The sequence below is a fragment of the Neolewinella litorea genome (assembly GCF_004803465.1).
Taxonomy (GTDB): Bacteria; Bacteroidota; Bacteroidia; order Chitinophagales; family Saprospiraceae; genus Neolewinella; species Neolewinella litorea.
The window spans coordinates 1,119,658-1,143,931 of record NZ_SRSF01000001.1 but is presented as its reverse complement, the minus strand read 5'-3'; the positions used below and the strand labels follow the sequence as shown (position 1 = coordinate 1,143,931).

The 24,274-nt window shown below is 61.1% G+C and carries 23 protein-coding genes; 15 read left to right on the top strand and 8 right to left on the bottom strand.

Annotated elements, in window-relative coordinates:
- Positions 1-3: 3 nt before the first annotated feature.
- The 8 genes from murD (at position 4) to E4021_RS04685 (ending at position 10,070) form a co-directional block, all read left to right on the top strand.
- Positions 4-1,326 carry a UDP-N-acetylmuramoyl-L-alanine--D-glutamate ligase gene (murD, locus tag E4021_RS04720; protein WP_136456840.1) on the top strand — a complete coding sequence of 441 codons (1,323 nt, stop codon included), beginning with the start codon at positions 4-6 and terminating at the stop codon, positions 1,324-1,326.
- Positions 1,323-2,483 carry an FtsW/RodA/SpoVE family cell cycle protein gene (locus tag E4021_RS04715; RefSeq protein ID WP_136456838.1) on the top strand — a complete coding sequence of 387 codons (1,161 nt, stop codon included), beginning with the start codon at positions 1,323-1,325 and terminating at the stop codon, positions 2,481-2,483. The genes murD and E4021_RS04715 overlap by 4 nt, the downstream gene beginning before the upstream one ends.
- Positions 2,473-3,594 (top strand): undecaprenyldiphospho-muramoylpentapeptide beta-N-acetylglucosaminyltransferase, encoded by a 1,122-nt coding sequence (gene murG, locus E4021_RS04710; protein ID WP_136456836.1) that lies wholly within the window; start codon positions 2,473-2,475, stop codon positions 3,592-3,594. Before E4021_RS04715 ends, murG begins: the two co-directional genes overlap by 11 nt.
- The gene (murC, locus tag E4021_RS04705; RefSeq protein ID WP_136456834.1) at positions 3,581-4,963 is read left to right on the top strand and encodes a UDP-N-acetylmuramate--L-alanine ligase; all 1,383 of its coding nucleotides are present in this window, start codon (positions 3,581-3,583) and stop codon (positions 4,961-4,963) included. The genes murG and murC overlap by 14 nt, the downstream gene beginning before the upstream one ends.
- Entirely contained in the window at positions 4,953-5,771 is an 819-nt protein-coding gene (locus E4021_RS04700) for a cell division protein FtsQ/DivIB (protein ID WP_136456832.1), read from the top strand. Before murC ends, E4021_RS04700 begins: the two co-directional genes overlap by 11 nt.
- A gap of 69 nt (positions 5,772-5,840) precedes the next feature.
- On the top strand, positions 5,841-7,169 hold the full coding sequence (ftsA, locus tag E4021_RS04695; RefSeq protein WP_136456830.1) for a cell division protein FtsA: 1,329 nt from the start codon (positions 5,841-5,843) through the stop codon (positions 7,167-7,169).
- Positions 7,170-7,244: 75 nt separating this feature from the next.
- Entirely contained in the window at positions 7,245-8,717 is a 1,473-nt protein-coding gene (gene ftsZ / locus E4021_RS04690) for a cell division protein FtsZ (protein ID WP_136456828.1), read from the top strand.
- A gap of 327 nt (positions 8,718-9,044) precedes the next feature.
- On the top strand, positions 9,045-10,070 hold the full coding sequence (locus tag E4021_RS04685; protein ID WP_136456826.1) for a LacI family DNA-binding transcriptional regulator: 1,026 nt from the start codon (positions 9,045-9,047) through the stop codon (positions 10,068-10,070).
- A 194-nt stretch (positions 10,071-10,264) separates the two neighbouring features.
- On the opposite strand, the gene E4021_RS04680 is transcribed toward E4021_RS04685, so the two are convergent.
- Entirely contained in the window at positions 10,265-10,675 is a 411-nt protein-coding gene (locus tag E4021_RS04680) for an OsmC family protein (RefSeq protein ID WP_136456822.1), read from the bottom strand.
- A 69-nt stretch (positions 10,676-10,744) separates the two neighbouring features.
- On the opposite strand from E4021_RS04680, the gene E4021_RS04675 reads away from it, so the two are divergent.
- Entirely contained in the window at positions 10,745-11,437 is a 693-nt protein-coding gene (locus tag E4021_RS04675; RefSeq protein ID WP_136456820.1) for an SDR family NAD(P)-dependent oxidoreductase, read from the top strand.
- 57 nt (positions 11,438-11,494) lie between these two features.
- Here E4021_RS04675 and E4021_RS04670 read toward each other — a convergent pair whose 3' ends face one another.
- The 7 genes from E4021_RS04670 to E4021_RS04640 all read right to left on the bottom strand — a co-directional run bounded on the left by E4021_RS04670 (position 11,495) and on the right by E4021_RS04640 (position 18,375).
- Positions 11,495-12,781 (bottom strand): TRAP transporter large permease, encoded by a 1,287-nt coding sequence (locus E4021_RS04670; RefSeq protein ID WP_211096962.1) that lies wholly within the window; start codon positions 12,779-12,781, stop codon positions 11,495-11,497.
- On the bottom strand, positions 12,781-13,209 hold the full coding sequence (locus E4021_RS04665) for a TRAP transporter small permease (RefSeq protein WP_136456816.1): 429 nt from the start codon (positions 13,207-13,209) through the stop codon (positions 12,781-12,783). The genes E4021_RS04670 and E4021_RS04665 overlap by 1 nt, the downstream gene beginning before the upstream one ends.
- Positions 13,199-14,191, bottom strand: a complete 993-nt coding sequence (locus E4021_RS04660; protein WP_136456814.1) for a TRAP transporter substrate-binding protein — start codon at positions 14,189-14,191, stop codon at positions 13,199-13,201. The genes E4021_RS04665 and E4021_RS04660 overlap by 11 nt, the downstream gene beginning before the upstream one ends.
- Positions 14,188-14,856, bottom strand: coding sequence for a bifunctional 4-hydroxy-2-oxoglutarate aldolase/2-dehydro-3-deoxy-phosphogluconate aldolase (locus E4021_RS04655; RefSeq protein ID WP_136456812.1), 669 nt, complete (start codon positions 14,854-14,856; stop codon positions 14,188-14,190). Before E4021_RS04655 ends, E4021_RS04660 begins: the two co-directional genes overlap by 4 nt.
- 64 nt (positions 14,857-14,920) lie before the next feature.
- Complete coding sequence (locus E4021_RS04650; RefSeq protein ID WP_136456810.1) at positions 14,921-15,955, bottom strand: sugar kinase; 1,035 nt, start codon at positions 15,953-15,955, stop codon at positions 14,921-14,923.
- Positions 15,952-17,358, bottom strand: coding sequence for a glucuronate isomerase (gene uxaC, locus E4021_RS04645; RefSeq protein ID WP_136456808.1), 1,407 nt, complete (start codon positions 17,356-17,358; stop codon positions 15,952-15,954). Before uxaC ends, E4021_RS04650 begins: the two co-directional genes overlap by 4 nt.
- 117 nt (positions 17,359-17,475) lie before the next feature.
- Positions 17,476-18,375: an MBL fold metallo-hydrolase gene (locus E4021_RS04640; RefSeq protein WP_168797466.1), complete on the bottom strand. Its 900-nt coding sequence runs from the start codon at positions 18,373-18,375 to the stop codon at positions 17,476-17,478.
- 117 nt (positions 18,376-18,492) lie between these two features.
- Here E4021_RS04640 and E4021_RS04635 point away from each other — a divergent pair, with 117 nt between their 5' ends.
- The 6 genes from E4021_RS04635 to E4021_RS04610 all read left to right on the top strand — a co-directional run bounded on the left by E4021_RS04635 (position 18,493) and on the right by E4021_RS04610 (position 24,170).
- Entirely contained in the window at positions 18,493-19,050 is a 558-nt protein-coding gene (locus tag E4021_RS04635) for a GNAT family N-acetyltransferase (RefSeq protein ID WP_136456804.1), read from the top strand.
- A gap of 40 nt (positions 19,051-19,090) precedes the next feature.
- Entirely contained in the window at positions 19,091-19,312 is a 222-nt protein-coding gene (locus E4021_RS04630) for a hypothetical protein (RefSeq protein WP_136456802.1), read from the top strand.
- A gap of 95 nt (positions 19,313-19,407) precedes the next feature.
- Positions 19,408-19,812 (top strand): RNA-binding S4 domain-containing protein, encoded by a 405-nt coding sequence (locus E4021_RS04625; RefSeq protein ID WP_136456800.1) that lies wholly within the window; start codon positions 19,408-19,410, stop codon positions 19,810-19,812.
- Positions 19,813-19,887: 75 nt separating this feature from the next.
- Positions 19,888-20,928, top strand: a complete 1,041-nt coding sequence (locus E4021_RS04620) for an NAD(P)H-dependent glycerol-3-phosphate dehydrogenase (RefSeq protein WP_136456798.1) — start codon at positions 19,888-19,890, stop codon at positions 20,926-20,928.
- Between the two features lie 9 nt (positions 20,929-20,937).
- A complete protein-coding gene (locus tag E4021_RS04615) occupies positions 20,938-23,397 on the top strand; it encodes a YfhO family protein (RefSeq protein ID WP_136456796.1) in 2,460 nt (819 codons plus the stop codon).
- A complete protein-coding gene (locus E4021_RS04610) occupies positions 23,394-24,170 on the top strand; it encodes a hypothetical protein (RefSeq protein WP_136456794.1) in 777 nt (258 codons plus the stop codon). The genes E4021_RS04615 and E4021_RS04610 overlap by 4 nt, the downstream gene beginning before the upstream one ends.
- Positions 24,171-24,274 lie beyond the last annotated feature (104 nt).

The window sequence follows — 24,274 nt, the reverse complement described above, 5'->3', positions numbered from 1 at the left end:
ACCATGTCCAAGCCACACCTAGTCGTCCTCGGGGCCGGAGAATCCGGAGCCAGCGCCGCCCGCCTCGGGCAGCAGCAGGGGTACGACGTATTCGTGAGCGACTTCGGAGCAGGTAGCGAACGGTACCTGGCGGAACTCGACGAAGCGGGTATCGCGTACGAAACCGGGGGACACACCCTCGACCGCGTACTGCAGGCCGAGGTGGTGGTGAAGAGTCCGGGAATCCCCGATACGGCTCCGGTGGTGAAGGCCATCCTCGGGGCGGGCATCCCCGTGGTCTCCGAAATTGAATTCGCGTTCCGCTACGTGCATCCCGAGGCAACCATCGTGGGAATCACGGGCAGCAACGGCAAAACCACCACCACGCTGCTGACCCACTTCCTGCTGCAGGAGGCCGGCGAAAAGGCCGTGGCGGGGGGCAACCTCGGTGACAGCTTCGCGCGCCTCCTGCTGGACCACGAGCCGCAGGACATTTACGTACTCGAACTGAGCAGTTTCCAGCTCGATGGCATCGTTGACTTCCGGCCCGACATCGCGGTGGTGCTCAACATTACCCCGGACCACCTCGATCGCTACGGCTACGAGCTGGATCGCTACGCCGACAGCAAACTGCGCATTGGCCGCAACCAACGTTCGGTCGATCACCTGCTCGTATTGCAGGACGACAAGACCCTGGCACCCGCGCTCCGCCGCAACCCGACCCGCGCCCGCGTGACGACGATAGACCCTGACCGCGATATTCAGGGAACGACCTTGCGCGTCGACGATGACACCTTCAGCCTGCACACCGGCCGCCTCACCGGCCGCCACAACGCGATGAACGCCCTGTTTGCCGTGCGGATCGCCCGACTGCTCACCGTGAGCGACGAAGAAATACAACTGGCGCTGGATAACTTCCGGCCCGCACCCCACCGCATGGAGGTGATCCCCACCGCCGATGGCCGCACCTGGATCAACGACAGCAAGGCCACCAATGTGGACAGCACCTACTTTGCCCTGGAAGCCATGGACGGACCGACCGTCTGGATCGCCGGCGGCACCGACAAGGGCAACGACTACGAACCGCTGCGGGAAGTGGTGGATGGCAAGGTGCACACCCTGATCTGCCTGGGGCAGGACAACGAGAAACTGCGCACGGCCTTCGCCGACCTCGAGCGGGTGGTGGAGTGTCGCAGTGCCCGGGAAGCCGTGGAACTCGCCGACCGGTACGCCCGCGCCGGCGACCGCATCCTGCTGAGTCCGGCCTGCGCCAGCTTTGACCTATTCAAGAACTACGTAGACCGGGGCGACCAGTTCCGCGCCTGCGTCCAAACGATTGCCGCATGAACCTCTCTACGCGCATAGCAACCGAGTTGCGGGGCGACCGCGTTCTCTGGGCCATCATCGTCCTGCTGGCGCTTATTTCCATCGTATCCGTGTACAGTGCCGTGGCCAACCTGGCTTACCGGAACTCCGGCGGAGCGGTGAGCGGCTACCTGTTCAAGCACGCCGTGATCCTCGGGTTCGGACTCATCGTGGTGTACATCGGTCACTTGCTGGCCTACACCAAGTACAGCCGGTGGGCCCCCAGTTTGCTGGTCATATCGATAGTGTTACTGGTGCTGACGCAGGCTTTCGGTACGGATATCAACGGCGCGCGGCGCTGGCTTACCATCCCCGGGATTGATCTGACGTTTCAGACCTCCGATTTTGCGAAGCTGTCTTTGATCATTTTCGTAGCCCGGGCCATCGGCTCGAAGCAGGACGTGATCAAGGATTTCAAGGAGGCCTTCGTGCCCATCATCCTGCCGGTACTGGGCATCTGTCTGCTCATTGCGCTGAGCGACCTTTCCTCGGCCATCATGCTGTTCCTGATCTGCATCCTGATGATGATCGTGGGTCGGGTGGCCATGCAGTACATCCTGATGCTGATCCTGCTGGGCATCAGCGTATTCAGTATACTGGTCATGGTGGGCAGCAAATATCCCAACCTGGTGCCCCGCGCGGCTACCTGGGAGAAGCGCATCGAAACCTACTTCAACCCCGCCGCCGCCAAGGTCGACGACCGCCGGCAGATCACCGGGGCCATGATCGCCATCGCCAACGGGGGAGTGATCGGCGTCGGACCCGGCAACTCCACCCAACGCCATACCCTATACAGCGCGCAGAGTGACTTCATCTACAGCATCATCGTGGAGGAGTACGGTGCCGTGGGGGGCATCATCGTTATCAGTATCTACCTGCTGTTGTTTTTCCGGGTCATACGCCTGGTGACGCGCAGCAGCAAGGCCTTCGGGGCCATGGTAGCCTTCGGGATCGGCCTGTCGCTGCTCCTGCAGGCCTTCCTGAATATTGCGGTCAACCTGGACCTCCTGCCCGTGACGGGGCTTACCCTGCCCCTGATCAGCATGGGGGGTACCAGTACATTGTTCACCTGTATTTCGCTGGGCATCCTGATGTCGGTATCGAAGTACATAGAAGCCGTGACCGCCGATGCCACTTAACCGACCCCCCAGATTCGTGATCAGCGGCGGCGGCACTGGTGGCCACGTCTTTCCCGCCATCGCCATTGCCGACGAGCTGCGTCGCCTCCGTCCGGAAGCCGAATTCCTCTTCGTCGGGGCCAAGGGCCGTATGGAAATGGAGAAGGTGCCGGCGGCGGGTTACCGCATCGAAGGGCTGTGGATCAGTGGCCTGCAGCGCAATTTCACGATCGACAACCTGAGCTTTCCAGTGAAGGTGCTCAGCAGCCTGTTCCGCTCGCGCACCCTCCTCAACGAATTCCGCCCCGACGTCGTCATCGGCACGGGGGGCTACGCGGGTGCTCCGGTGCTCTACGCGGCGGCCCGTATGGGCATTCCCACCCTCATCCAGGAACCTAACGCCTTCGCCGGTCTGGCCAACAAGTGGCTCGGCAAGCGGGTCGACAAGATCTGCGTGGCTTTCGGAGGGATGGCCAAGTTCTTCCCCGCCCACAAGCTGATCATCACCGGCAACCCGGTCCGCGAACAGTTGCTCGACCGGGCCCGCGAACTCACCCTTGATGGTCCGCCCACCGTCTTGCTAATGGGCGGCTCCGGCGGTGCGCGCTCCCTTAACGAGGCCATGGCCGCCAGCACCGAGCAAATTGGGGCGCGGCCGCAGGTGCAATGGATCTGGCAGTGCGGCAAGCACTATCTGGCTACCTACGCCGACTGCGCCACGGCCCGCCTGCCGAACGTGACGATTACCGCCTTCCTCGATAAAATGGACGAGGCTTACGCCCGCGCCCAGGTCGTCATCGGGCGGGCCGGATCGACTACCATCGCCGAAATCGAATACCTGGGAAAACCCGCCATTCTGGTGCCCTCGCCCTGGGTAGCCGAAGACCACCAGACGAAGAACGCCGAAGCCCTGACGCGCTCGGAGGCCGCCCTGCTGGTCCCCGACGGTCAGGTGAAAGACCGCTTGGTCTCCGAAGCCCTTGCGCTGCTCGACGACCCCGCCCGGCGAGACCGGCTCGGCCGCAACGCCCGCGCCCTGTCCAAACCCGGTGCCGTGAACCGTATCGCCACCGAAGCCCTGAACCTCATTCCCTCCACCACCAACAAGAACTCCGTACATGCGACTGTCTGACGTCAAACGGGTCTATTTCATCGGGATCGGTGGCATTGGTATGTCGGCCGTGGCGCGCTATTTCCACTACCGCGGCATACCCGTGTCGGGCTACGACCGTACCCCGACCGAACTGACCAAAAAGCTGGCGGCGGCCGGAATGGACATCCATTACACCGCCGCCCCGGAATCCATGCCCGATCCGGCCGACGACCTGCTGGTCGTGTACACGCCGGCCGTGCCACCGCATTTTCCCGAGCTGGTCAAGGCCCGCGAGGGTGGGTACGCCCTGATGAAGCGGTCGGAAGTGCTGGGCCTCATCAGCCTCGACATGCGGTGCGTAGGCATTGCCGGTACCCACGGCAAGACTACCACGACTACGATGACCACCTACCTGATGGTGACGGCGGGGCTGGACCCCTCGGCCTTCCTGGGAGGGATCGCCCGCGACTTCGATGGAAACTATGTGCACGGTGATAGCGACTGGGTGGTGGTGGAGGCCGATGAATACGACCGCAGCTTCCTGCGCCTCAGCCCGGAAATCGCCGTGGTGCTTTCCACTGATCCGGACCACCTGGACATCTACGGCGATCACGCGCAGATGCTTGAAACGGGTTTCCGCGCCTACGCCCGACGGATCAAGCCCGGGGGGCAACTCATCGTGCGTTACGACGTGGAGGAGCACTTCCGTGGTCTGGACAACGTCATGATCTCCACCTTCGGAATCGGGCGCGGTGATTTCTGCGCGCAGAACATCCGCGTCGTGGATGGAGCCTTCCACTTCGACCTGCGCGAACCGGACGGTCACCTCATCTCCAATCTGCGCACCACCTTGCCGGGACGCCACAACGTCGAGAACGCCATTGCCGCCTGTGCCGTGACGCGCCTTGCGGGAGGAGCCGAAGACGACCTGCGGGAGGGCCTGGCCAACTTCCAGGGCATTGCCCGTCGTTTCGAGACGGTACTGAAGAACGGCAACCTGGTGGTCATCGACGATTACGCCCACCACCCCACGGAATTGCAGGCGGCCATCACGGCGGCCCGGGAGCTGTACCCCAACCGGACGATCCGCGGGGTATTCCAGCCTCACCTGTACAGCCGGACGCAAGATTTTGCGCCTGGCTTCGCCAGGGCGCTTGACCTGCTTGACGAGGCCATCATCGTACCGATCTACCCGGCACGGGAGGAACCGATCGAGGGCGTGACCAGCCAATTGGTCTACGGCCTCATGAAAAACGAAAAGCGGCGGTTGCTGAGCAACACCCAGATGCTGGAGGCCACCGCTGAATTAAAGGATGGAGTATTGCTGTTGCTCGGAGCGGGTGACATTGATACTTTGGTGCCGCGGGTTGTGGCGCAGCACCGCAAAAACAAGGACCATGGCTACTAATCGCGTGACGGGAAAGATTGGACGGTTCTTCGCCGGAATCTTCATCGGAATCCGGACCTACGGCTGGATCTTCGTTGCCCTGGGGGCGGCGGTCCTTGCCGTGTCTGCTATCTCCGAACGCGAGGCCGGGCACATCCTGGCCATCCGGCCTATGGTACACCCCCTGGCCGAGAACGCCAATCTGGTGGAGGCCGACGAACTGCTGGACCTGCTGGCGGCCAGCTTTACCAAGCCGCTTGACCAGCTGAAGCTGTCGGACATCGACGTGGAGCGCGTAGAAGAGGTGCTGGAACAGCAGGCCTTCGTAGGCGACGCTGAGGCCTACGTCGATGCGGACATGGTGCTGAATATCGCCGTGTACCAGCGTGTTCCCCTGCTGCGGATCATCGCCGATAATGGTCAGAATTACTACCTCGATCTGGAGGGGGTACGCCTGCCGCTCAGCACCAACTATACGGTACGGGTGCCGGTGGTGACGGGGAGCGTGGTGCCGTGGTCGGATGACTTTGCGGAAGATCCCGAACATCCCCTAAATCAGTTGATGGCACTGGGCCACCAACTGCGAGAAGATGCGTTTCTTTCGGCCCTGATCGAACAGATCGACGTGACGGACAGCGGCGAGCTCGTGCTGGCCCCAAAGGTGGGCGACCAGGTGATCTACCTGGGGCGCTACGACAAAAAAATAACGCCCCAGCGTCTGGAGCGACTTAAAATCTTTTACCGCGAAGGTCTTCCCTACGAGGGTTGGAGGAAATACCGGAGCTTCGACCTGCGCTACGCCGATCAGGTAGTAGCCAAAAAAGCATAATTAACAATCTCAGGGGAGTGACTATGACCCTAATCGCTCCTTCACTTTTTTGCTAAACTATTGGATATAATGACTGATACCACTCAAACACAAATTATTGCCGCCCTCGACATCGGCACCACCAAGGTTTGCGCCCTCGTAGGCAGGCGCGACGAACACGGCCGGGTGGAAATCCTGGGCACCGGGAAGGTCGATTCGGAGGGCGTCATGCGCGGCGTGGTCTCCAACATCGAGAAGACCGTGCGGGCCATCACCGAGGCGCGTCGCCTGGCCGAGCAGGCCAGCGGCGAATCTATTCAGACGGTACACGTCGGAATCGCCGGACAGCACATCAAATCGCTGCAGCACCGCGGCATGCTGATGCGCGACAACTCCCACTCCGAAATCGGGCAGCGCGACATCGACCGCCTGATCGGAGACATGCACAAACTGGTACTCCCTCCCGGCGACAAGATCCTGCACGTGATCCCGCAGGAGTATACCGTCGACAATGAGCAGGGCATCGTGGATCCCATCGGCATGTCCGGCTCCAAGCTGGAGGCCAACTTCCACATCATCACCGGACAGATCACCGCCAGCAACAACATCAACCGCTGCGTGGAGCGGTCGGGCCTGCACATGGCCAACGTCACCCTGGAGCCCATCGCCAGCGCCGCCTCCGTACTGTACGAGGATGAGAAGCAGGCCGGCGTGGCCCTGGTGGACATCGGCGGCGGTACCACCGACATTACCATCTTCCAGGAAGGCATCATCCGGCACACGGCCGTGATCCCCTTCGGCGGTCACGTGATCACCAAAGACATCAAGGCAGGCTGCACGGTCATGGAGCAGCACGCCGAAAAGCTCAAGGTGAATTACGGCAGCGCGCTGGCCAGTGAGGTATACGAGAACCGGGTGATCGTCATTCCGGGTCTCCGCGGCCGCGAGCCCAAGGAGATCAGCGAAAAGAACCTGGCGCTCATCATCCAGGCGCGGGCGGAGGAGATCCTCGACCACGTACTCTGGGAGATCCGTCGTGCGGGCTTCGACGGCAGCCAGCTCATCGGCGGCATTGTTCTGACCGGTGGCGGCGCCCTGCTGCGTGACTTTGACAAACTTACCGAACTGCATACGGGTATGAGTGCGCGCATCGGATCGCCCGTGGAGCACCTTGCCCACGGCTACACCGAGCGCCTCACCAGTCCCATCTACGCCACCGGCGTCGGCTTGCTGCTGCAGGGCTTCGCCGACATCGACGCCGGCCGCATCGTACCCCCGCCCGTCAAGAAAGAGGAACCGGTAACGGAACTCGAATTGGAGGAGCAGATCAAGGAGGAAGTGAACAGCCCCAGCTGGTTCGATAACGTCTTCAAGCGTACCAAGGAATGGTTTGAGGCCGAGCCCGACCGCGACTTTTAACCCGGCGGAAGCATCCTTCCCCTCCATTTTCAACCTAACTAATCCTCGGCGCTGACCGAGAAAAAGATATATACCATGACAATCGACTTTCCACAGGGAGAATCTCCCATCATTAAAGTGATCGGCGTCGGCGGCGGCGGCAGCAACGCGGTCAATCACATGTACAACCAGGGCATTGTCGGCGTAGACTTCGCCATCTGCAATACCGACCACCAGGCCATGGAACTGAGCAACGTACCGACCAAAGTGCAACTCGGTCCCAACCTGACGGAAGGCCGCGGAGCCGGCTCCAAGCCCAACGTCGGCAAACTGGCCTGCGAAGAGAGCATTGAGGAGGTGCGCAAGTACCTCGACAACAACTGCCGCATGCTCTTCGTCACCGCCGGAATGGGCGGTGGTACCGGAACCGGAGCCGCCCCCATCATCGCCCGCACCGCGCGGGAGATGAATATCCTCACGGTCGGAATCGTCACGCTGCCCTTCACCTTCGAGGGGCGCCGACGGGCCAACAACGGAATGGACGGCCTGCAGGAGCTCAAGGAGAACGTTGACACCCTGATCGTCATCTCCAACGACAAACTGCGGCAGATCCACGGTAACCTGAACCTCAGCGAGGCTTTCTCCAAAGCCGATAATATCCTGACCACGGCCGCCAAGGGCATCGCCGAGATCATCACCGTGGCCGGTTACGTCAACGTTGACTTCGAGGACGTGAACACCGTCATGCGCGACAGCGGTGTAGCCATCATGGGTACCGCCAGCGCCGACGGCGACGACCGGGCCCGCGTAGCGGTAGACCAGGCCCTGCACAGCCCCTTGCTGGAGGATAACGACATCCGCGGTGCCAACCACATCCTGCTCAACATCACCAGCGGCACCCGTGAGGTGACGATGGATGAGATCTTCGAGATCACCGAATTCGTACAGGAGGAAGCCGGCTACGGCACCGACCTGATCTGGGGTAACTGCTTCGACGAGTCGCTCGGCGACAAGATCAGCGTTACCGTGATCGCCACCGGATTCGGCGATAAGAAGGCCGCCAACCGCAACGTTGCACCGGAGCGGCAGGTGGTTCACCTGGAAGAAGAGAAAAAGGCCCCCGCCGGCCGTCGTACCTCCCTGGAGGAGATCACCGGTGAGGAAGATCCCGCCGGCTACGGCAAACCCAGCCAGGCCAATACTTTCGAATTCGAGGACATGGAAGAAGCCAAGGCCCGGCTACGGGCCCGCCGCCGCGACGGGGGCAGCTTCACCCAGAACTTTATGCAGGAAGAAGAGGACGCCCGCCGGGAAGCCCAGCGCCGCGAAATGGAATTGCGCGACCAGGAACGCCGTGAGGCCCTGCGCCAGCGTACCGAGCTGCCCAAACTGAGCAACCCGAAAGTGGTGAACGAACTGGAAAACCAGCCCGCGTACCTGCGGCGCAACATCCAGCTCGACCAGACCAAGAGCAGCGACCATCAGGAAATGAGCCGCTGGAGCATCACCGACGACGATGAGATGCCCCTGCGCCGCAACAACTCCTTCCTTCACGATAACGTCGACTAGGTAATCAATATCCAATCTATTTGTCTTTATATCCTTGCCGAAGCTGTTGCCGATTGGTAGCGGCCTAGGCATTCACACCGTTTTAGCTTTGGAAGCGGGTAGCGAGGGGTCAATCTCGCTGCCCGCATTTTTTTTGCCCCCCGGCCCCCGGTACAGGCGGGAGCAACCGGAAGTGCTTACCCTGTATTTCGAGTAAGTGCCGACATAATGTCTGCGGGGATATAAGACCCGGCCCGGATATGGACAAAACCGGATCCGAAAACCACATTAGGTCAAATTTCGGGAAGTATTGGGGGTATATCTTACCTTACTGACCTCCCCGGAACTATGAGAAAGAAAGCAGTTACCATATACGACATAGCGGAGCGATTGAAGCTCAGTCCGTCCACCGTATCCCGCGGCCTGAGAAACGACCCGCGCATCAACAAGGAAACCCGCCGGTTGATCTCCGAAACGGCCGGACTGCTGAACTACCATCCCAATCGGGTGGCGGCCGGGCTGCGTGGAGGCTCCACGCGCACCATCGGCGTAATTGTGCCACGGATTGGCCGCAACTTCTTCGCCAAGGCCATCAGCGGAATCGAGGAAGTGGCCCGCGAGCGGGGCTTCCAGGTGATCATCACCCAGAGCAACGAAAAACTGAGCACCGAGATGGAAAACGTGGCTGCCCTTACGGCGGCGCGCGTCGACGGTATTATTGCCAGTGTGACCGTCGAGACGGTTGAGGCCGTACACTTCGCCAATCTGCAGAAGCAACAGTTCCCGCTGGTCTTCTTCGACCGGGTGGCCGGTGATTTTCCCGTGCACCGGGTGGTGCTGGATGATTATGGTTCCGCGCGAGGGGCCGTCGAACACCTCATTGAGGGTGGAGCGCGCCGCATTGCCCACCTCGGAGGCCCGCAGAGCCTCAACGTCTTCACGAACCGGTATGCGGGGTACCGTGCCGCTCTGGCCGCCGCGCAACAGGAGGTCGGGGAGGAGTACGTCGACCTGAACTGCATCAACGAAGAGCAGGGCTACGCCGCCGCCAAGCGCTTGCTGGAATTGCCGAACCCTCCCGACGCCATATTTTCCGCATCGGACTACGCCGCACTTGGGGTATTCCACTACTGCCGGGAAAATGGGATAGTCATTCCCGACCAATTATGCGTGGTCAGTTTCGCCAACGAGATTTTCACCAGCCTGATGAGTCCGGCCCTGAGCAGCGTGGAACAAAACAGTGAAAAGATGGGGGCCGCCGCCGCCGAACTGCTTTTTAAACAAATTGACAGTCGCGACAAGCCAATGGATATGGGGGAAATAATCATCCCCGGAGAACTCCGTATCCGGGCCTCGTCGCTGAAGGGCGATTAATAAGTTCGAACATATATCCCCTGGGTAAACCTCTGATAACAGGAGTCCTCTACACCACCCACGGGTTGATCCCGCGGGTTGATAAAGCTTCAGGCCTATTGTTATTTACCGGTCTTACTCAACCGGATGTATGTAAAAGCCCCCCGCCAGGACGACTGGTGGGGGGCTTTCTGTTTTCGCTGAGGGGCGAAGGATCAATTGAGGGTGTACTCCAACGTGATTTCGGTATCCAGGACTTTGGAAATGGGACAGTTCTCCTTAGCGTCGTGGATGATCTTGTCGAACTCTTCCTTTTCGATGCCTGGAACCTCGGCGCGGACCTTCAGGTGGCTTTCCACGATGGTCTGGTTCTGGAAGTCGATGGAACAATCGGTGTGAAGCTCCTTGGCCGTGTAGCCGGCTTCGCCCAGTTTGAAGGTGAGCGCCATGGTGAAACAGCCCGAATGGGCGGCGGCGATAAGCTCTTCGGGGTTTGTGCCCTTGCCGTCTTCGAAACGGCTTTTGTAGGAGTAACTGGTGCGTTCTAGCACACCACTTTTGGTGTTGAGGTAGCCAGAGCCTTCCTTTCCGGAGCCCTGCCATACGGCGGATGCGGTACGTTTCATGTGTTGTTTATTTATACGTCCCTTACGGAGTACCGGCGGCTTTTGTTCGTACTATTTACCTTCGGGCGCATGAAGATTGCAATCGTCACCGGAGCGAACCGGGGCCTGGGAAAGGAAGTGGCGCGGCAGCTGGCCGGCCGGGGATACCACGTGGTGCTGACCAGCCGGAGCGCAGCCGGCGAAACAGTAGCCGCGGCCTTTCGCGACGAAGGACTACCGGTGGAATACCACCCGCTGGACGTCGCTGATCCGGAGAGCATTGCCGCACTGGCCCGGCACCTGCGCGAGTCGCACGGTACGATAGACGTACTGGTCAATAACGCCGGTATCCACTACGACACCTTTCAAAATACCCTCACGGCTGATTTCTCTATTGTGGAGGAAGCCTGGCGGGTGAATGCCCTTGGCCCCTGGCGGGTAACCCAGGCCCTCTACCCACTGATCCGGAAAGGAGGTGGCGGACGCATAGTCAATGTGTCGAGTTCAAGTGGATCATTCGTGGAGTCGTGGCCCGGCACCCCGGCTTATGCCATCACGAAGACGGCCCTGAATATGCTCACGTACAAGCTCGCGGATGACCTTCGCGACGACGCCATCCTCGTCAACGCCGTTTGCCCCGGTTGGGTAAGGACGGATATGGGCGGTCCGGAGGCCAACCGCAGTGTGGCGGAAGGTGCGAGTAGCATTCTCTGGGCGGTCATCCTACCGGACGACGGTCCTTCGGGGGGCTTTTACAAGGACGGCCAACCGGTGCCCTGGTAAGCACCGCCGGTCCCGGCACCCCGGTGGGTATCTCGATACGGCACCCGCGTACGCGCCCTAGAATCCGAACTTGGCGGGCAACCAGGTACTCAATTCGGGTACGAGGGTGACGATGAGCAGGGCCACCAGCATTGCCGCGAAAAAGGGCAGCAGGGGGCGGATGACCTTCTGAATGGTGGTTCCGGCCACGCCAACCCCGACGAAAAGTACGGAGCCCACGGGCGGGGTACACAGTCCGATACAGAGGTTGAGGATCATGATGATGCCGAAGTGGACCGGATCGATGCCGATCTGGACGGCCACCGGAAGGAAGATGGGGGTGAAAATCAGCACCGCCGGCGTCATGTCCATGAAGACGCCCACGAAGAGCAGGATCAGGTTGATGATGATCATGATCACGATCGGGTTATTGCTGGTGGCCAGCAGGAAACTCGTGATGTCCTGGGGGATATTTTCAAAGGCCATAATCCACGACATGGAGATCGAGGTGGCGATCAGGATCATGACGATGGAGGTGGTGCCGATGGCGCTCAGGAAAACCTGCGGCAACTCGCTGACTTTTACCTCACCGTAGATGAAGGACAGCGCCAGGCAATACAGTACGGCGGCGGCCGAAGCTTCCGTGGCGGTGAATACGCCCACTACGATGCCGCCGATGACGATCACGAGCAGCAGTAGGCTCGGCAGCGCACGAACGAAGGTGCGGCCGACCTCGCGCAGGGAAAATATGCCCCGCGTGGTGTAGCCCTTGCGCCTGGCCATTATGGCGGCCACGATCATAAGCAGGAAACCTACAAGGAGGCCGGGGAGGTAGCCGGCCAGGAAGAGGGCCGCGATGCTGACGCCGCCGCTGGCGAGGCTGTAGACGATGAGGATGTTGCTGGGCGGAATGATCAGCCCGGTGGTGGAGGAGGTGATGTTGACCGCGGCGGCAAACTCCTTGCTGTAGCCTTCCTTTTCCATGGCTTTGCCGACCGTGCCCCCGATGGCGGAGGCGGCCGCGGCCGCGGAACCGGCGATGGCCCCGAAGAGCATGGCGGCGATGATGTTGACGTGGGCGAGCCCGCCGGGCAGACTGCCAACCAGCGAGCGGGCGAAAGCGATGAGCCGTCGGGCAATGCCCCCCTGGTTCATGATCTGACCGGCCAGGATGAAGAAGGGGATGGCCAGCAATCCGAAACTGTCGAGCCCCGTCGCCGTCTGCTGGGCCACCGTAGTGAGCGCCGGCAGGGTGGGAATGCTGACCAGCATGGTCACCGTGGCACTGATGCCGATGCACCAGGCGATGGGCATGCCCAGACCAATAAGCACGACGAAGGTGAGAACGAGGATGGCAACTTCCATCAGTTGGATTTAAAGTCGTGAAGACGGTAATAGATGATGAGCAGGCCACTGATCGGGACCACCAGATAGATCAGCGACATGGGCAGGCCGAGGGCCGGGGAGGTCTGTCCCAATTCGGCGGTGAGCAACACGAGCCGCGTACCACCGATCACCATCACGCCCAGCGCGAACAGGATGATCAGGGCGGCAATAAGCTTGACCGGTTTGTTCTTCAGCAGATCGATGGAGAGGTGCATATTCTGTCCGGTGGCGTAGGCGGCACCGAGGATGCCGATCCAGATCAGGAGAAAGCGGGCCATCTCCTCCGACCAGCTTGCCTGGTCACCGATCACGTAGCGGGTAAAGACGCCCCAGAGTACGTCGACGGTCATCACGGCCAGCATGAGGGCCAGCGTGTGACCGAGTATCTTGTCTACCTTATCCTTCATTCTCGGGGGCCATTGCAATGATTCGTTCGATTAGGGAGTAAATGGCGGGTTGGTCGCGGTAACTCTCCAGAATGGGGGCGGTCTGCTCGATGAAGGGCGTCTTGTCGGGGCGGATGATCTCCACTCCGGCGGCCTCGACCGCCTCCAGGGCTTCCTGCTCGGCTTCCTGCCAAACCTTGCGCTGATACACAACGGCCTCGTCGGCGGCTTCCTGCAGCCACGTCCGCTGCTGGGGGTTCAGCCGTTCCCAGGCCCCGGTGCCGATGAGCAGAACATCAGGGGTAGCCGTGTGCTCGTCAAGGGTATAATACTTGCAGACCTCGTAGTGGCGACTGGTATAGAAGCTGGGTGGGTTATTCTCCGCCCCGTCCACTACGCCCTGCTGCAGGGCGGTATAGAGTTCACCGTAGGAAATTGGGGTGGGAGACCCCCCGAGGGCCTTGACCAGGTTGATGGCCGTGGCGCTAAGTTGCACGCGGATCTTGGTGCCGCGCAGGTCGTCAGGAGTGTGTACGGGCCGGTCCTTGGTATAGAAGGAGCGCTGGCCGGCGTCGAAGTACACCAGCCCCCGTAAGCGGAACTGCTCGCTGGTGGTGAGCACCTTGCGACCGAGTTCGCTGTCCTGGAACTGGTAAACGTGTTCGCGGTCGCGGAACAGATAGGGTAGGGAAAGGACGGTGGCTTCCGGGGAAAAGTTTTCCAGTACGGCCGCCGATACCTTCGTCATGGCCAGACTGCCGATCTGCAATAGTTCCAGGGCCTGCCGTTCGGTGCCGAGCTGCTGGTTGGGGTAAATCGCGATGGTGAGCTCACCGCCGGATTTTTCCTCCAGCCGTTCGGCCATGAAAACCATCCCCAAATGCACGGGGTGACCGGTATCGAGGCCGTGGGCTAGACGCAATACGCTGGTTTTTTCCTCATCGGCGCAGCCAGTGAATACCAACAACAGCAGAATGGGAAGCACACGTAATAGAGCGATCATTGTCTAATTTCTTTGGCGTCGGCCAGCGCCTGGCGGACGGCGGAGGTCAGTTCGTCGAACTTCCGCTCCTTCAGTACGGCGTTACCGATGAGCTGAGAACCGAGTCCGACGCAGACCGCACCGGCGCTGTACCAGTCGTGCAGGTTGTCCTTCTCCGTGGTGACGCCGCCGGTGGGCATGATGCTGGTCCAGGGTTGGGGGCCGCGGACCGACTTGATGAATTCCGGACCGTACACGCTGCCCGGGAATAGTTTTACGATCTCGCACCCCAATTCCTCGGCCCGGCCGATCTCGGTCAGCGTAGCGCAACCGGGCAGGTAGGCCACCTTACGGCGGTTGCAGACCAGGGCTACATCTTCCCGCAGGGATGCCGACACGATGAAACTGGCGCCGAGCTGCAGGAAGAGGGCGGCCGTGGGGGCATCGTTTACGGAGCCGACGCCCATGACCAATTCGGGAAGTTCCTGGCGGGCGTACTGGTTGAGTTCGCGGAATACCTCATGGGCGAAATCGCCGCGGTTGGTAAATTCCAGCAATCGGCCGCCGGCATCGTAGCAGGCCCGCAGGACCTGCTTGCCGAGCGCGGCATCCTGGTGGTAGAAGAGGGGCATGACGCCCTGGTCGTGGATGACGGAAAGGGTGTGTAGACGGGAGTGGGTGGCCATGGTGGGTTTTCTTATATCGGGGTAGGGAGCCGCATAACCGCGGCTCCCGGCGAGAAAGATAAGATTAACGGGCTACCCGGCCGGAGCCGTCGCCTTCAATAAGTTTGGTTACCTCGTCTACCGTCACCAGGTTGGCATCACCGTAAATGGTGTGCTTGAGGCAGGAGGCCGCAACCGCGAAGTCGAGGGCTTTCTGCTTATCATCTTTGAAGGTGAGCAGGCCGTAGATCAGGGCCGACATGAAGCTGTCGCCGCCGCCCACGCGGTCTACGATATCGGTGATTTGGTAGGTTTCGGTCTCGTAAAGCGTTTCGCCGTCGTAAAGGACCCCCGACCAGGAATTGTGGCTGGCGCTGACCGATCCACGCAGGGTGGTGATCGTCATCTTGCAGCGCGGGAAACGGTTCATAAGTTCCTGCAGCACGGGCAGGTATTTCTTGCCGTCCATTTCACCGCCGGCGGTCACGTCCACTTCCTCGGGGTGCAGGCCGAAGTGCTTTTCGGCGTCTTCCTCGTTGCCGAGGATAACGTCGCAGCCCTCTACCAGGTCGGGCATCACTTCCCGGGGGTCCTTACCGTACTTCCAAAGCTTGGCGCGGTAATTGAGGTCGGTGGACACGGGTACGCCCAGCCGGTTGGCGGCCTGGATGGCTTCGAGGCAGGCATCGGCGGCACCCTGCGAGAGGGCCGGCGTGATGCCCGTCCAGTGGAACCAGTCGGCGTCCTGGAAGACCTCCTCCCAATCGATCATTCCCTTTTCGATGGTGGCCATCCCGGAGTAGGCCCGGTCGTAGACCACCTTGCTGCCCCTCTGTACGGCACCCATCTCCAGGAAGTAGATGCCGAGGCGTTCCCCGCCGCGGATGATGTGTTCGGTGTGCACCCCGCGCTTGCGGAGCTCCATGAGCGCGCAGTCGCCGATGTCGTTATTGGGCAGACGGGTCACGAAATGGGCGTCCAGACCAAAGTTGGCCAGGGCGACCGCCACGTTGCTTTCGCCGCCGCCGTAGACTACGTCGAAGCTGGCGGCCTGTGAGAAGCGCAGATGGCCGGGAGGGGTAAGGCGGAGCATGATCTCTCCGAAGGTGACAACTTTCATGCGGGGAAATTGAAATAGTTTTTAGCGTTGTTGTAGCAGATATCTTCGATAATAGTACCGATAAACTTCCGATCATCGGGCAGAAGGCCGCGCTCGATGTCCTGCCCGAACATGTTGCAGAGCAAGCGCCGGAAGTATTCGTGGCGGGGGAACGAAAGGAAAGACCGGCTGTCGGTGAGCATGCCCACGAAGCGACTCAGCAGGCCCATATTCGACAGCACGTTCATTTGCTTCTCCATCCCGTCGAGCTGGTCGAGGAACCACCAGGCCGAACCGTACTGCATTTTGCCCGCTACGCTGCCGTCGTTGAAGTTGCCCACCATGGTGGCTATGACCTCATTGTCGGCGGGGTTGAGGTTGTACACTACGGTTTTCGTCAGTTGATCGCTGTTGTCCAGCGTATTGAGCAGGCGCGCCAGGCCCCGGGCCTGCGAGAAATCACCGATGCTGTCCACGCCGGCGTCGGCCCCGAGTTGGCGCAGGATGCGCTGGTTGTTGTTGCGCAGCGCGCCGAGGTGGAACTGTTGCGTCCAGCCCAGGCGGTGGTAGGCCCGACACAGGTCGACCAGCAGGGCGGTCTGGAATTTTTGGGCTTCTTCCAGGTTTACCGTGCGGCCGGCACGACGGCCGGCGAAGATGGTTCGCACCTCCCCGTCGGTGTAGGAAACGTCGAAGAGTTCGTTTAGCCCGTGGTCGGAGATGCGGCAGCCCATCCCGTGGAAGTAGTCCATCCGTTGCTGCAGCGCTTCCAGGAGGTCATCGTAGGAACCGATCTCACGGTCACTTGCTTCCGCCAGGAGTTCGATGTATTCGTTGTACCCTTCCGCCGCGATGAGGATCGACTTGTCGGGCCGGAACCCCGGCAGGATCCGACAACTAAAGGGTTCGTCCTGTATCCGCCGGTGGTGCTCCAGCGAGTCGGTGGGGTCATCCGTGGTACAGATCACCTTTACGTTCATCCGGTCTACCAGGGAGCGGACCGAAAAGTCCGGCCCCTGCAACAATTCGCTGCAGTGCTCGTAAACGGCGTCCGCGTTCTCGGGCCCCAGCAGGCTGTCGACGCCGAAGTAGCGGTCCAGTTCGAGGTGCGACCAGTGGTACAGCGGATTGCGCATGGTGTAGGGCAGGGTAGCGGCCCAGTTGTGGTGCTTCTGCCGGTCGGTGGCCGATCCGGTGATGCCTTCCTCCGCAATCCCGTTGGCGCGCATCGCCCGCCACTTGTAATGGTCGCCCCGCAACCAGATATCCGTCAGGTTGGTGAAGCGATGATCACTCGCTATTTGCTCCGGCGGGAGGTGACAATGGTAGTCAATAATCGGGGCGCCGGCGGCGTAGCCGTGGTAGAGTTCCTGGGCGGCGTCGGACTCCAGGAGGAAATTTTCGGCGACAATCGGATTTTGCATGCAATCGGTTGACTTTACATGGGCAATATAGGAATACCGACGCGTAGTGCCTTGGTCGACCGGACGGAAATTGTGGCGTGGTGAGAATTGCAGGCTAAATGTTAGAACGGGTGAGTCCTATACCTCCGAGTACATCACTTCCAGGTTCACGTCGCGCAGCCGCTCGCCGAACCGCCATTCCGGCGCGTTGGGGATGGTCACGGTCTTTTGCTTCAGGGCTTCCAGGGAGGTTCCCTTACGCTTTTCCGTTTTGACGTAGTCGCGCAGGGCCAGCAGGTAGTCTTCGAAGGATTTGACGTCGGCCCGGTCGCCCGTTACCGGGTAGGATTCCGCGGCGTGGCCGAAGATGAATACCGTATCGCGGTCGTAGGTCTTGCGGATCTTGCGCAGGACGCTTATCCAGTTCGTCATATTTCCACCGGCGCCGGGGTCGATGTACGGAAAGCGGCGGTTGAACAACAGATCGCCCAGGTGGGCCACGTTGGCATTCTCGAAGTGGATGACCGCATCCCCGCCCGTGTGGGCCGCGCCGAAGTGCCGGGCGGTCACGGTTTCCGTACTGCCGGGCAGGGCCATGGACCACTCATCGGCGAAGGTTGTATCGGGCAGGGGCACGGCTTCGCCTTCCGTCCGTTTCGCCTCATTAACCTGGAGGTTTAGTTTGGCCCTTTCGTGACTCACGTAGGCCCGGGCCAGAGGCGCTACTATGCCGTTGCCGCCAGTGTGATCGCCGTGGTGGTGGGTGTTAATGAGCAGGTCCAGTTCCTTGTATGCCTCAAATACTTCGGTTAGGAAAGCGGAGGCCTGCTCCGGAAACTGGGAATCGACGACCACGCCACCCACGCCCCCGTCCGGCCGGAAAAAACCGATAGTGCCGCCGCGGTCGGTGAAGTACCCCACGTTGTTCCGGATGAGGTGGACTTCCGGGATGAGCGGGCGCGTCCGCGCGAGCAGTGGGGAGAAAGTAGAACCGAGGGCCAGGGCCCCGGTGGTGGCCAGAAAACGGCGGCGTCGCATGGGATAGGAATTTACCGAAAAGGTACGCCGGCCACTGGTAAATCCGGGGCGGCGGCGCGCCGGTGCCGCATCAGGCGCCAATGCGGTGTAATTTGGTGGGTACATACCCGTATTCCCATGGACCGACCACGACTTACCACCCGTCGCCTGCTGCTCAGCCCTCCGGCCCTGGGCGATGCCGCCGCCGTGATTCGGCTGGCCAACGATCCCCTGATCGCTGAGTTTACCGTCTCGGTCCCATACCCCTATTCCGAGGCTGATCTGGTCGGATGGTTGCACGCAGTCGACGCCGGGTGGAACGATGGCACCGCTCTGGTCTTCGCGATCCGGGACCGGGCCTCGGAGCAATTGATGGGTGCGACGGGCATCCACCTCCATCCCCGTTACGGCTATGCCGAGCTTGGTTTCTGGATGGGTCGACCCTTCCGCGGAAAGGGATACGTAAGGGAAGCGGTCGCGGCCGTGATCGACTACGGTTTCGAGCACCTGCCGATCCAGCGGGTGCACGCCAATCACCGCGTCGACAACGAGGCCTCCGGACGCGTACTCCAGGCAAGTGGCCTGATCCGCGAGGCACGCCTCGAGCAGTTCCTCCAGAAAGAGGGCCAGGCGTGGGACGTAATACAGTACCGGATCCTGCGCCGCGAGTGGGAACAGGCAAAGGGAATAACTTGAAACATTTTGTTTATTTTGCGGACATGCGTATCTTGCGGTCATGACCATCAAGCTGATCCAGTGCGACGCCCTGCGTCCCGACCGCCGCGCCATCTCCCGTACCCTGGAAGACATTGCCGATGACCTTGACAGTAACCTGGCTACCGAATACACGGATATTCTCTTGGCCGGCTCACCGGTGGAGATCGAGGTGAGCTTCAACACCAGTTCCGCCTTCCGCGCGCTGCGCAAACTCGACATCGAGTACGAACTGGAGGAATAGGCTACTCCCAAGTCCTTTCGGCTTCCTGTCGCCTTCCCCTACCTTTGCGCAAAAGCAAGGGATCGTCCCTGCCGGGGGTCCCGTTATTCGTATGTATGGATAAAGTGAGAATCGATAAATGGCTTTGGGCCGTCCGCATCTTCAAGAGCCGGACGCTCTCCGCGGACGTCATCAAGAAGGGGAAGGTGCGCCTGAACGGCGAGCCGGTCAAGCCAAGTACCAATGTCGCCGTCGGCGATCGCCTGCAGGTGCAGAAAGAGGGCTTTAATCTGGACCTGGAAGTGGTGAAGTTGCTCAACAAGCGGGTGGGCGCCCCCTTGGCCGTCACCTGCTACGTCAACCACACCACCGAGGAAGAGATGAACAAGTATAAGGACTGGTTCGTCGGCAAGACCCAGGGTGAGTTCCGCGAAAAGGGCCTCGGCCGGCCCACCAAGCGGGAGCGGCGCGAGATCGAGTCGTTCAAGGAAGACCAGCTCTGGGACGACGGCGACGAATGACCTCGCCACGGCCGCGGCGGGCCGGGTAGCCCAGCTGCTCCGCACACCTTACCTTCGCAACCCATAATCCACAATATGCCAAAAGCGGAACCCGTAGGCGTGATCGGGGCCGGTACCTTCGGTACCGCCATGGCCAACTTGCTGGCCCGCAACACGGACGTACTTGTATACAGCCGGAATCCGGAACTGACCGAGCGACTGAACCGGGAGCGGTTCCGTTTCGGGGTTCCGCTCAACGCGCGTATCCGGCTGGTGAACGACTTTGCCGAAGTGGCCGATCGCTGCCAGCTGATCCTGCCCATCGTCCCGTCGGACAAGTTCCGCGACATGATGCAGAGCATCACCGATCATCTGCGGCCGAGCCACGTCCTGATCCACGGTACCAAGGGACTGGACGTGACGGGCCTGGACGAGCGGCACATCCCCACCACCGGCATCGAACGCAAGAACGTGCATACCATGACTGACGTGATCCGTCAGGAGAGCGTGGTGGTACGGGTAGGGGCCCTCACGGGGCCTAACCTGGCCCGGGAACTGCTCGACGGACAGCCTTCCGCCTCGGTGATTGCCAGCAAATTTGATGAGGTGATCAATCGGGCAAAGTTGGTGCTTAAATCCAAGCAGCTTCACGTGTTCGGTACCCATGACCTGCTGGGCGCGGAACTCGCCGGTGTACTAAAGAACGTCATTGCCCTGGGTTCGGGGATCCTCAAGGGCGTGGGCCTGGGTAAGAATATTCAGGCGATGCTCATTACCCGCGGGTTGGTGGAGATGGTCCACTTTGGTCAGGCGCTGGGCAGCGACAAGCGGGCCTTCTTCGGCACGGCCGGTATCGGTGATTTGATCGCCACGGCCACCTCCAAAAAAAGTCGAAACTACATGTTCGGCTACCGGATCGGTTCCGGCGAAAGCCTGGAGGAGGTGACTGCCACCAGTCAGGAACTCGCCGAGGGCGTGCGCACCCTGATGATCACCCGTCACCTGGCCCGAAGCCTCCGCCTGCGCGTGCCCATTACGGAGATGCTCTACCAGATCGTTTTTGAGCGTTACCCGGTTGATGAAGCCATGAATTACCTTATCACGTACCCGTACGACGTGGACGTCGACTTCCTTTAAGCCCCCCGCATGAAGCCCAAGACTTTCCTGCCGCACCTGATTGCCGTTGTCGTTTTTTACCTGACCGTGCTGGTCATGTTCTTGCCCCAGTTTCAGGGTAAAGGGCTGCAACAGGGCGACATCGTGCAGTTCCGCGGTGCTTCCCGGGAGCTCACCGAATTCCGGGAGGCCACCGGTGAGCGGACCAACTGGACCAACGCCATGTTTGGTGGTATGCCCACCTACCAGATCGCGAAGGTGACGGAGGGCAATCAACTCAAATGGGCACACCGCGCCTTTTTCGGCTTCCTGGGCGGGCCGGCGGGCTACGTCTTCTGCGGCATGCTCACCTTTTACTTGATGATGATCCTGCTCGGGGTGAGTCCCTGGCTCAGTCTGGCGGGCGCCGTCACGGTGGGCATCGCCACGAACAATATCGTGCTGTACGACGCTGGCCACGTCAGTAAACTCGGCGTGATCATGTACCTGCCGTTGGTGGCCGCCGGGGTATTGCTGGCGTTCCGGCGCCGCTACCTCATCGGGGGGGCAATTTTTGCCCTGGGAATGGGCCTGGCGATCCTGGTCAACCACCCGCAAATGCTGTATTATTTTGGTCTCACCCTGCCTTTCCTTGGGGTGGCCGAATTCATTCGCCACCTGCAGCGGGGCACCCTCGGAGAATTTGCTAAAGCGATGGGCGTGCTGTTGATAGGTTTGGCGCTGGCCATCGGGGCGGGGGCCAGTAACCTGCTCACCACTACGGAATACCTGCCGCAATCCATGCGCGGCGGCGCGGTACTATCGGCCAATTCCGCGGGGGGTGAGGGCGGCACCACCAATCCCGCCGGTGGTCTGGATTACGGCTACGCCATGCAGTGGAGCAATGGCTTCAAGGATATGCTGGCCACCTACGCACCACTGGCCGCGGGCGGCGGCAGCGGACAGGAGATCGACCGCGACACCGAGTTCGGGCAGGCCATGACGCGTTCGGGCTTCCGCGTGCCGGCCACCTTCCCCGCGCCGCTTTACCACGGCAGTCTGCCGTTTACGGAAGGCCCCATTTACCTGGGTGCGGTGGCCTGGGCGCTGTTCATCTTCGGCCTATTTACCGCCTCCACCACCGCCCGGGTTTGGCTGGCGGGGGGCACGTTGTTCATCTTCCTGCTCAGCCTGGGCAGTAACGCCGGGTGGATCAACCGCTTCTTTTTCGACAACCTCCCGCTGCTCAATAATTTCCGGACGCCGAACTCCGCCCTCAGCATCACGACCTTTCTCATGGTGGCCCTGGGCGTGCTAGGCGTACACCGCTGGTGGCGACTGTCGGGTGATCCGTCGGACCTCCCCGGTCGCCAGCTTAAAAGGGCCGGACTTACCGCCGCCGGTCTGGGCGCCTTCGTGGTCATCCTGGGTATGACGCTCGACTATTCGGGAGCCCAGGACGCCGCACAGATCGCCCGCTTTACCGGGGGGCAGGGCGACGTCAACCAACTGGTGGGCGCCCTCGAGGCTACCCGCGCCGATGCCTACTTTTCGGACGCGATGCGCAGCCTGCTCTTCGTCGGACTTACCTACGGCGTGCTTTACCTGCTCTGGAAGGGCACCCTTGGTTTCACTTGGGCCGCTATCGGCATTGCCCTGCTGGGCCTGGTCGACTTTGTTGGCATCAACGGACGGTACCTCACGCACGATGACTTTCAGCCCAACCGGGCGGTAGCCAATCCCATTCAGCCCAGTCCCGCGGATCAACAGATACTGCAGGACCCCGACCCCAACTACCGCGTACTCAACCTCTCGCGGCCCCTGGATCAGGACGCCTTTACCAGCTTCTTTCATAAAAGCCTCGGGGGGTACTCAGCGGTCAAGATGCGGCGGTACCAGGACCTGATCGACGGCTACCTGGCGCCCCGCGACATGGACGTCATCAACATGCTGAACACCAAATACTTCCTGGTACCGGGGGAGGACGGTCAACTTACCGCCCAACGCAACCCGGATGCCTACGGAAATGCCTGGCTGGTCAGTGACATTGCGTTTGTGAACGGGCCGGACGCCGAGTTTGCCGCCCTGGGCACGGTGGAGGACCTACGCAATACCGCGATCGTGGATGAGTCCTTCGCACCCGCGCTCGCCGCCCTGGAACCTACGGGGGCGGGAAGCATCGAACTGACGAGCTATCAACCCAATGAGTTGCAGTACCGCTACAGCGCACCGGCTGAGCAACTCGTGGTCTTCTCCGAGATCTGGTACGGGCCCGACCTCGGCTGGGAAGCGACCATTGACGGCGAACCGGCCGAACTGATCCGCGCCAATTACGCCCTGCGCGCGCTACGGGTTCCGGCCGGCGATCATACCATCACCATGCGGTTTGCGCCGCGGAGTTATGCCCTCGGGCGTACCATCTCCCTCATTTGCAGCGTTCTGATTCTGTTGGGCGTTATCGGTGCCGTTGTCTACCGCTACCGTGTTGCCCCGAGCAGACCTACCGCATGAGAAATATCCTGACCCTGTTGTTCCCGACTTTGCTGCTGTTGTTGGCCACCGGCTGCGAGGAGGAAGTACTCACCCCGGCCACCGGTTCGGCCCTGGAGACCTACTACCCCCTGGAGCTGAACCGCCCCGCCTACTACCGCGTCGACAGCATCGTGCTGACGCCGACCGTCTCCGGCATCCGCTACGATACGGCAAGCCTGGAAGCCCGGGAAACCCTGGTGGAAACCTTTGTCGGCGCTGACGGCGCGACAGTCTATCGCGGAGAACGCTGGGAGCGGGCAGATGAGAACCAGTCGTACGTCTTCAAGCAAACCTTCACGGTGAGCCGCATGGGTAGCGCGGTCGTGCGCAGTGAGGATAACCTGACGTTCACCAAGCTGGTGCTGCCCCTGCGGGAGGGCGTGACCTGGGACGGCCACGCGGCTTTCGACGCTACGCGTGACGTATCAGTGGGACCGGAGTTCCTGGACGTATACAACGGCTGGAACTACGTCTACACAACCGTCGGTGAAAATCTGACGCTACCCACCGGCCTGCAACTCGACAGCGTGGTTACGGTGGACCAGGCGGCGGTCGACAACCTGATCGACCTGCGCACCGCCTACGAGCGTTACGCCCCCGGCCTGGGGTTGGTGGAGCGCTACATCGACGCCCGGCACACCCAGTGCCGCGACTGCTGCGCCGGCAACACGGCCGAGTGCCTCGACCTGCCCTGGGACGAGAAGGCCGAGAAGGGCGTCATCCTGCACCAGACCCTGGTGCGTCGGGATTAAGCGTTTAGCGGGGTACATTGATCCATACCTTATTTTACGCCTGGCCTTGCCGGGTGCGCCGGGATTCCTGTAGCGGATTGCCGGGGTATCCCTGGTATGTCGAT

What these genes read in the sequence shown, in the direction of transcription:
- murD (WP_136456840.1), top strand. Translation starts at nt 4, where the DNA reads ATGTCCAAGCCACACCTAGTCGTCCTCGGGGCCGGAGAATCCGGAGCC.
- E4021_RS04715 (WP_136456838.1), top strand. Translation starts at nt 1,323, where the DNA reads ATGAACCTCTCTACGCGCATAGCAACCGAGTTGCGGGGCGACCGCGTT.
- murG (WP_136456836.1), top strand. Translation starts at nt 2,473, where the DNA reads ATGCCACTTAACCGACCCCCCAGATTCGTGATCAGCGGCGGCGGCACT.
- murC (WP_136456834.1), top strand. Translation starts at nt 3,581, where the DNA reads ATGCGACTGTCTGACGTCAAACGGGTCTATTTCATCGGGATCGGTGGC.
- E4021_RS04700 (WP_136456832.1), top strand. Translation starts at nt 4,953, where the DNA reads ATGGCTACTAATCGCGTGACGGGAAAGATTGGACGGTTCTTCGCCGGA.
- ftsA (WP_136456830.1), top strand. Translation starts at nt 5,841, where the DNA reads ATGACTGATACCACTCAAACACAAATTATTGCCGCCCTCGACATCGGC.
- ftsZ (WP_136456828.1), top strand. Translation starts at nt 7,245, where the DNA reads ATGACAATCGACTTTCCACAGGGAGAATCTCCCATCATTAAAGTGATC.
- E4021_RS04685 (WP_136456826.1), top strand. Translation starts at nt 9,045, where the DNA reads ATGAGAAAGAAAGCAGTTACCATATACGACATAGCGGAGCGATTGAAG.
- E4021_RS04680 (WP_136456822.1), bottom strand. Translation starts at nt 10,675, where the DNA reads ATGAAACGTACCGCATCCGCCGTATGGCAGGGCTCCGGAAAGGAAGGC.
- E4021_RS04675 (WP_136456820.1), top strand. Translation starts at nt 10,745, where the DNA reads ATGAAGATTGCAATCGTCACCGGAGCGAACCGGGGCCTGGGAAAGGAA.
- E4021_RS04670 (WP_211096962.1), bottom strand. Translation starts at nt 12,781, where the DNA reads ATGGAAGTTGCCATCCTCGTTCTCACCTTCGTCGTGCTTATTGGTCTG.
- E4021_RS04665 (WP_136456816.1), bottom strand. Translation starts at nt 13,209, where the DNA reads ATGAAGGATAAGGTAGACAAGATACTCGGTCACACGCTGGCCCTCATG.
- E4021_RS04660 (WP_136456814.1), bottom strand. Translation starts at nt 14,191, where the DNA reads ATGATCGCTCTATTACGTGTGCTTCCCATTCTGCTGTTGTTGGTATTC.
- E4021_RS04655 (WP_136456812.1), bottom strand. Translation starts at nt 14,856, where the DNA reads ATGGCCACCCACTCCCGTCTACACACCCTTTCCGTCATCCACGACCAG.
- E4021_RS04650 (WP_136456810.1), bottom strand. Translation starts at nt 15,955, where the DNA reads ATGAAAGTTGTCACCTTCGGAGAGATCATGCTCCGCCTTACCCCTCCC.
- uxaC (WP_136456808.1), bottom strand. Translation starts at nt 17,358, where the DNA reads ATGCAAAATCCGATTGTCGCCGAAAATTTCCTCCTGGAGTCCGACGCC.
- E4021_RS04640 (WP_168797466.1), bottom strand. Translation starts at nt 18,375, where the DNA reads ATGCGACGCCGCCGTTTTCTGGCCACCACCGGGGCCCTGGCCCTCGGT.
- E4021_RS04635 (WP_136456804.1), top strand. Translation starts at nt 18,493, where the DNA reads ATGGACCGACCACGACTTACCACCCGTCGCCTGCTGCTCAGCCCTCCG.
- E4021_RS04630 (WP_136456802.1), top strand. Translation starts at nt 19,091, where the DNA reads ATGACCATCAAGCTGATCCAGTGCGACGCCCTGCGTCCCGACCGCCGC.
- E4021_RS04625 (WP_136456800.1), top strand. Translation starts at nt 19,408, where the DNA reads ATGGATAAAGTGAGAATCGATAAATGGCTTTGGGCCGTCCGCATCTTC.
- E4021_RS04620 (WP_136456798.1), top strand. Translation starts at nt 19,888, where the DNA reads ATGCCAAAAGCGGAACCCGTAGGCGTGATCGGGGCCGGTACCTTCGGT.
- E4021_RS04615 (WP_136456796.1), top strand. Translation starts at nt 20,938, where the DNA reads ATGAAGCCCAAGACTTTCCTGCCGCACCTGATTGCCGTTGTCGTTTTT.
- E4021_RS04610 (WP_136456794.1), top strand. Translation starts at nt 23,394, where the DNA reads ATGAGAAATATCCTGACCCTGTTGTTCCCGACTTTGCTGCTGTTGTTG.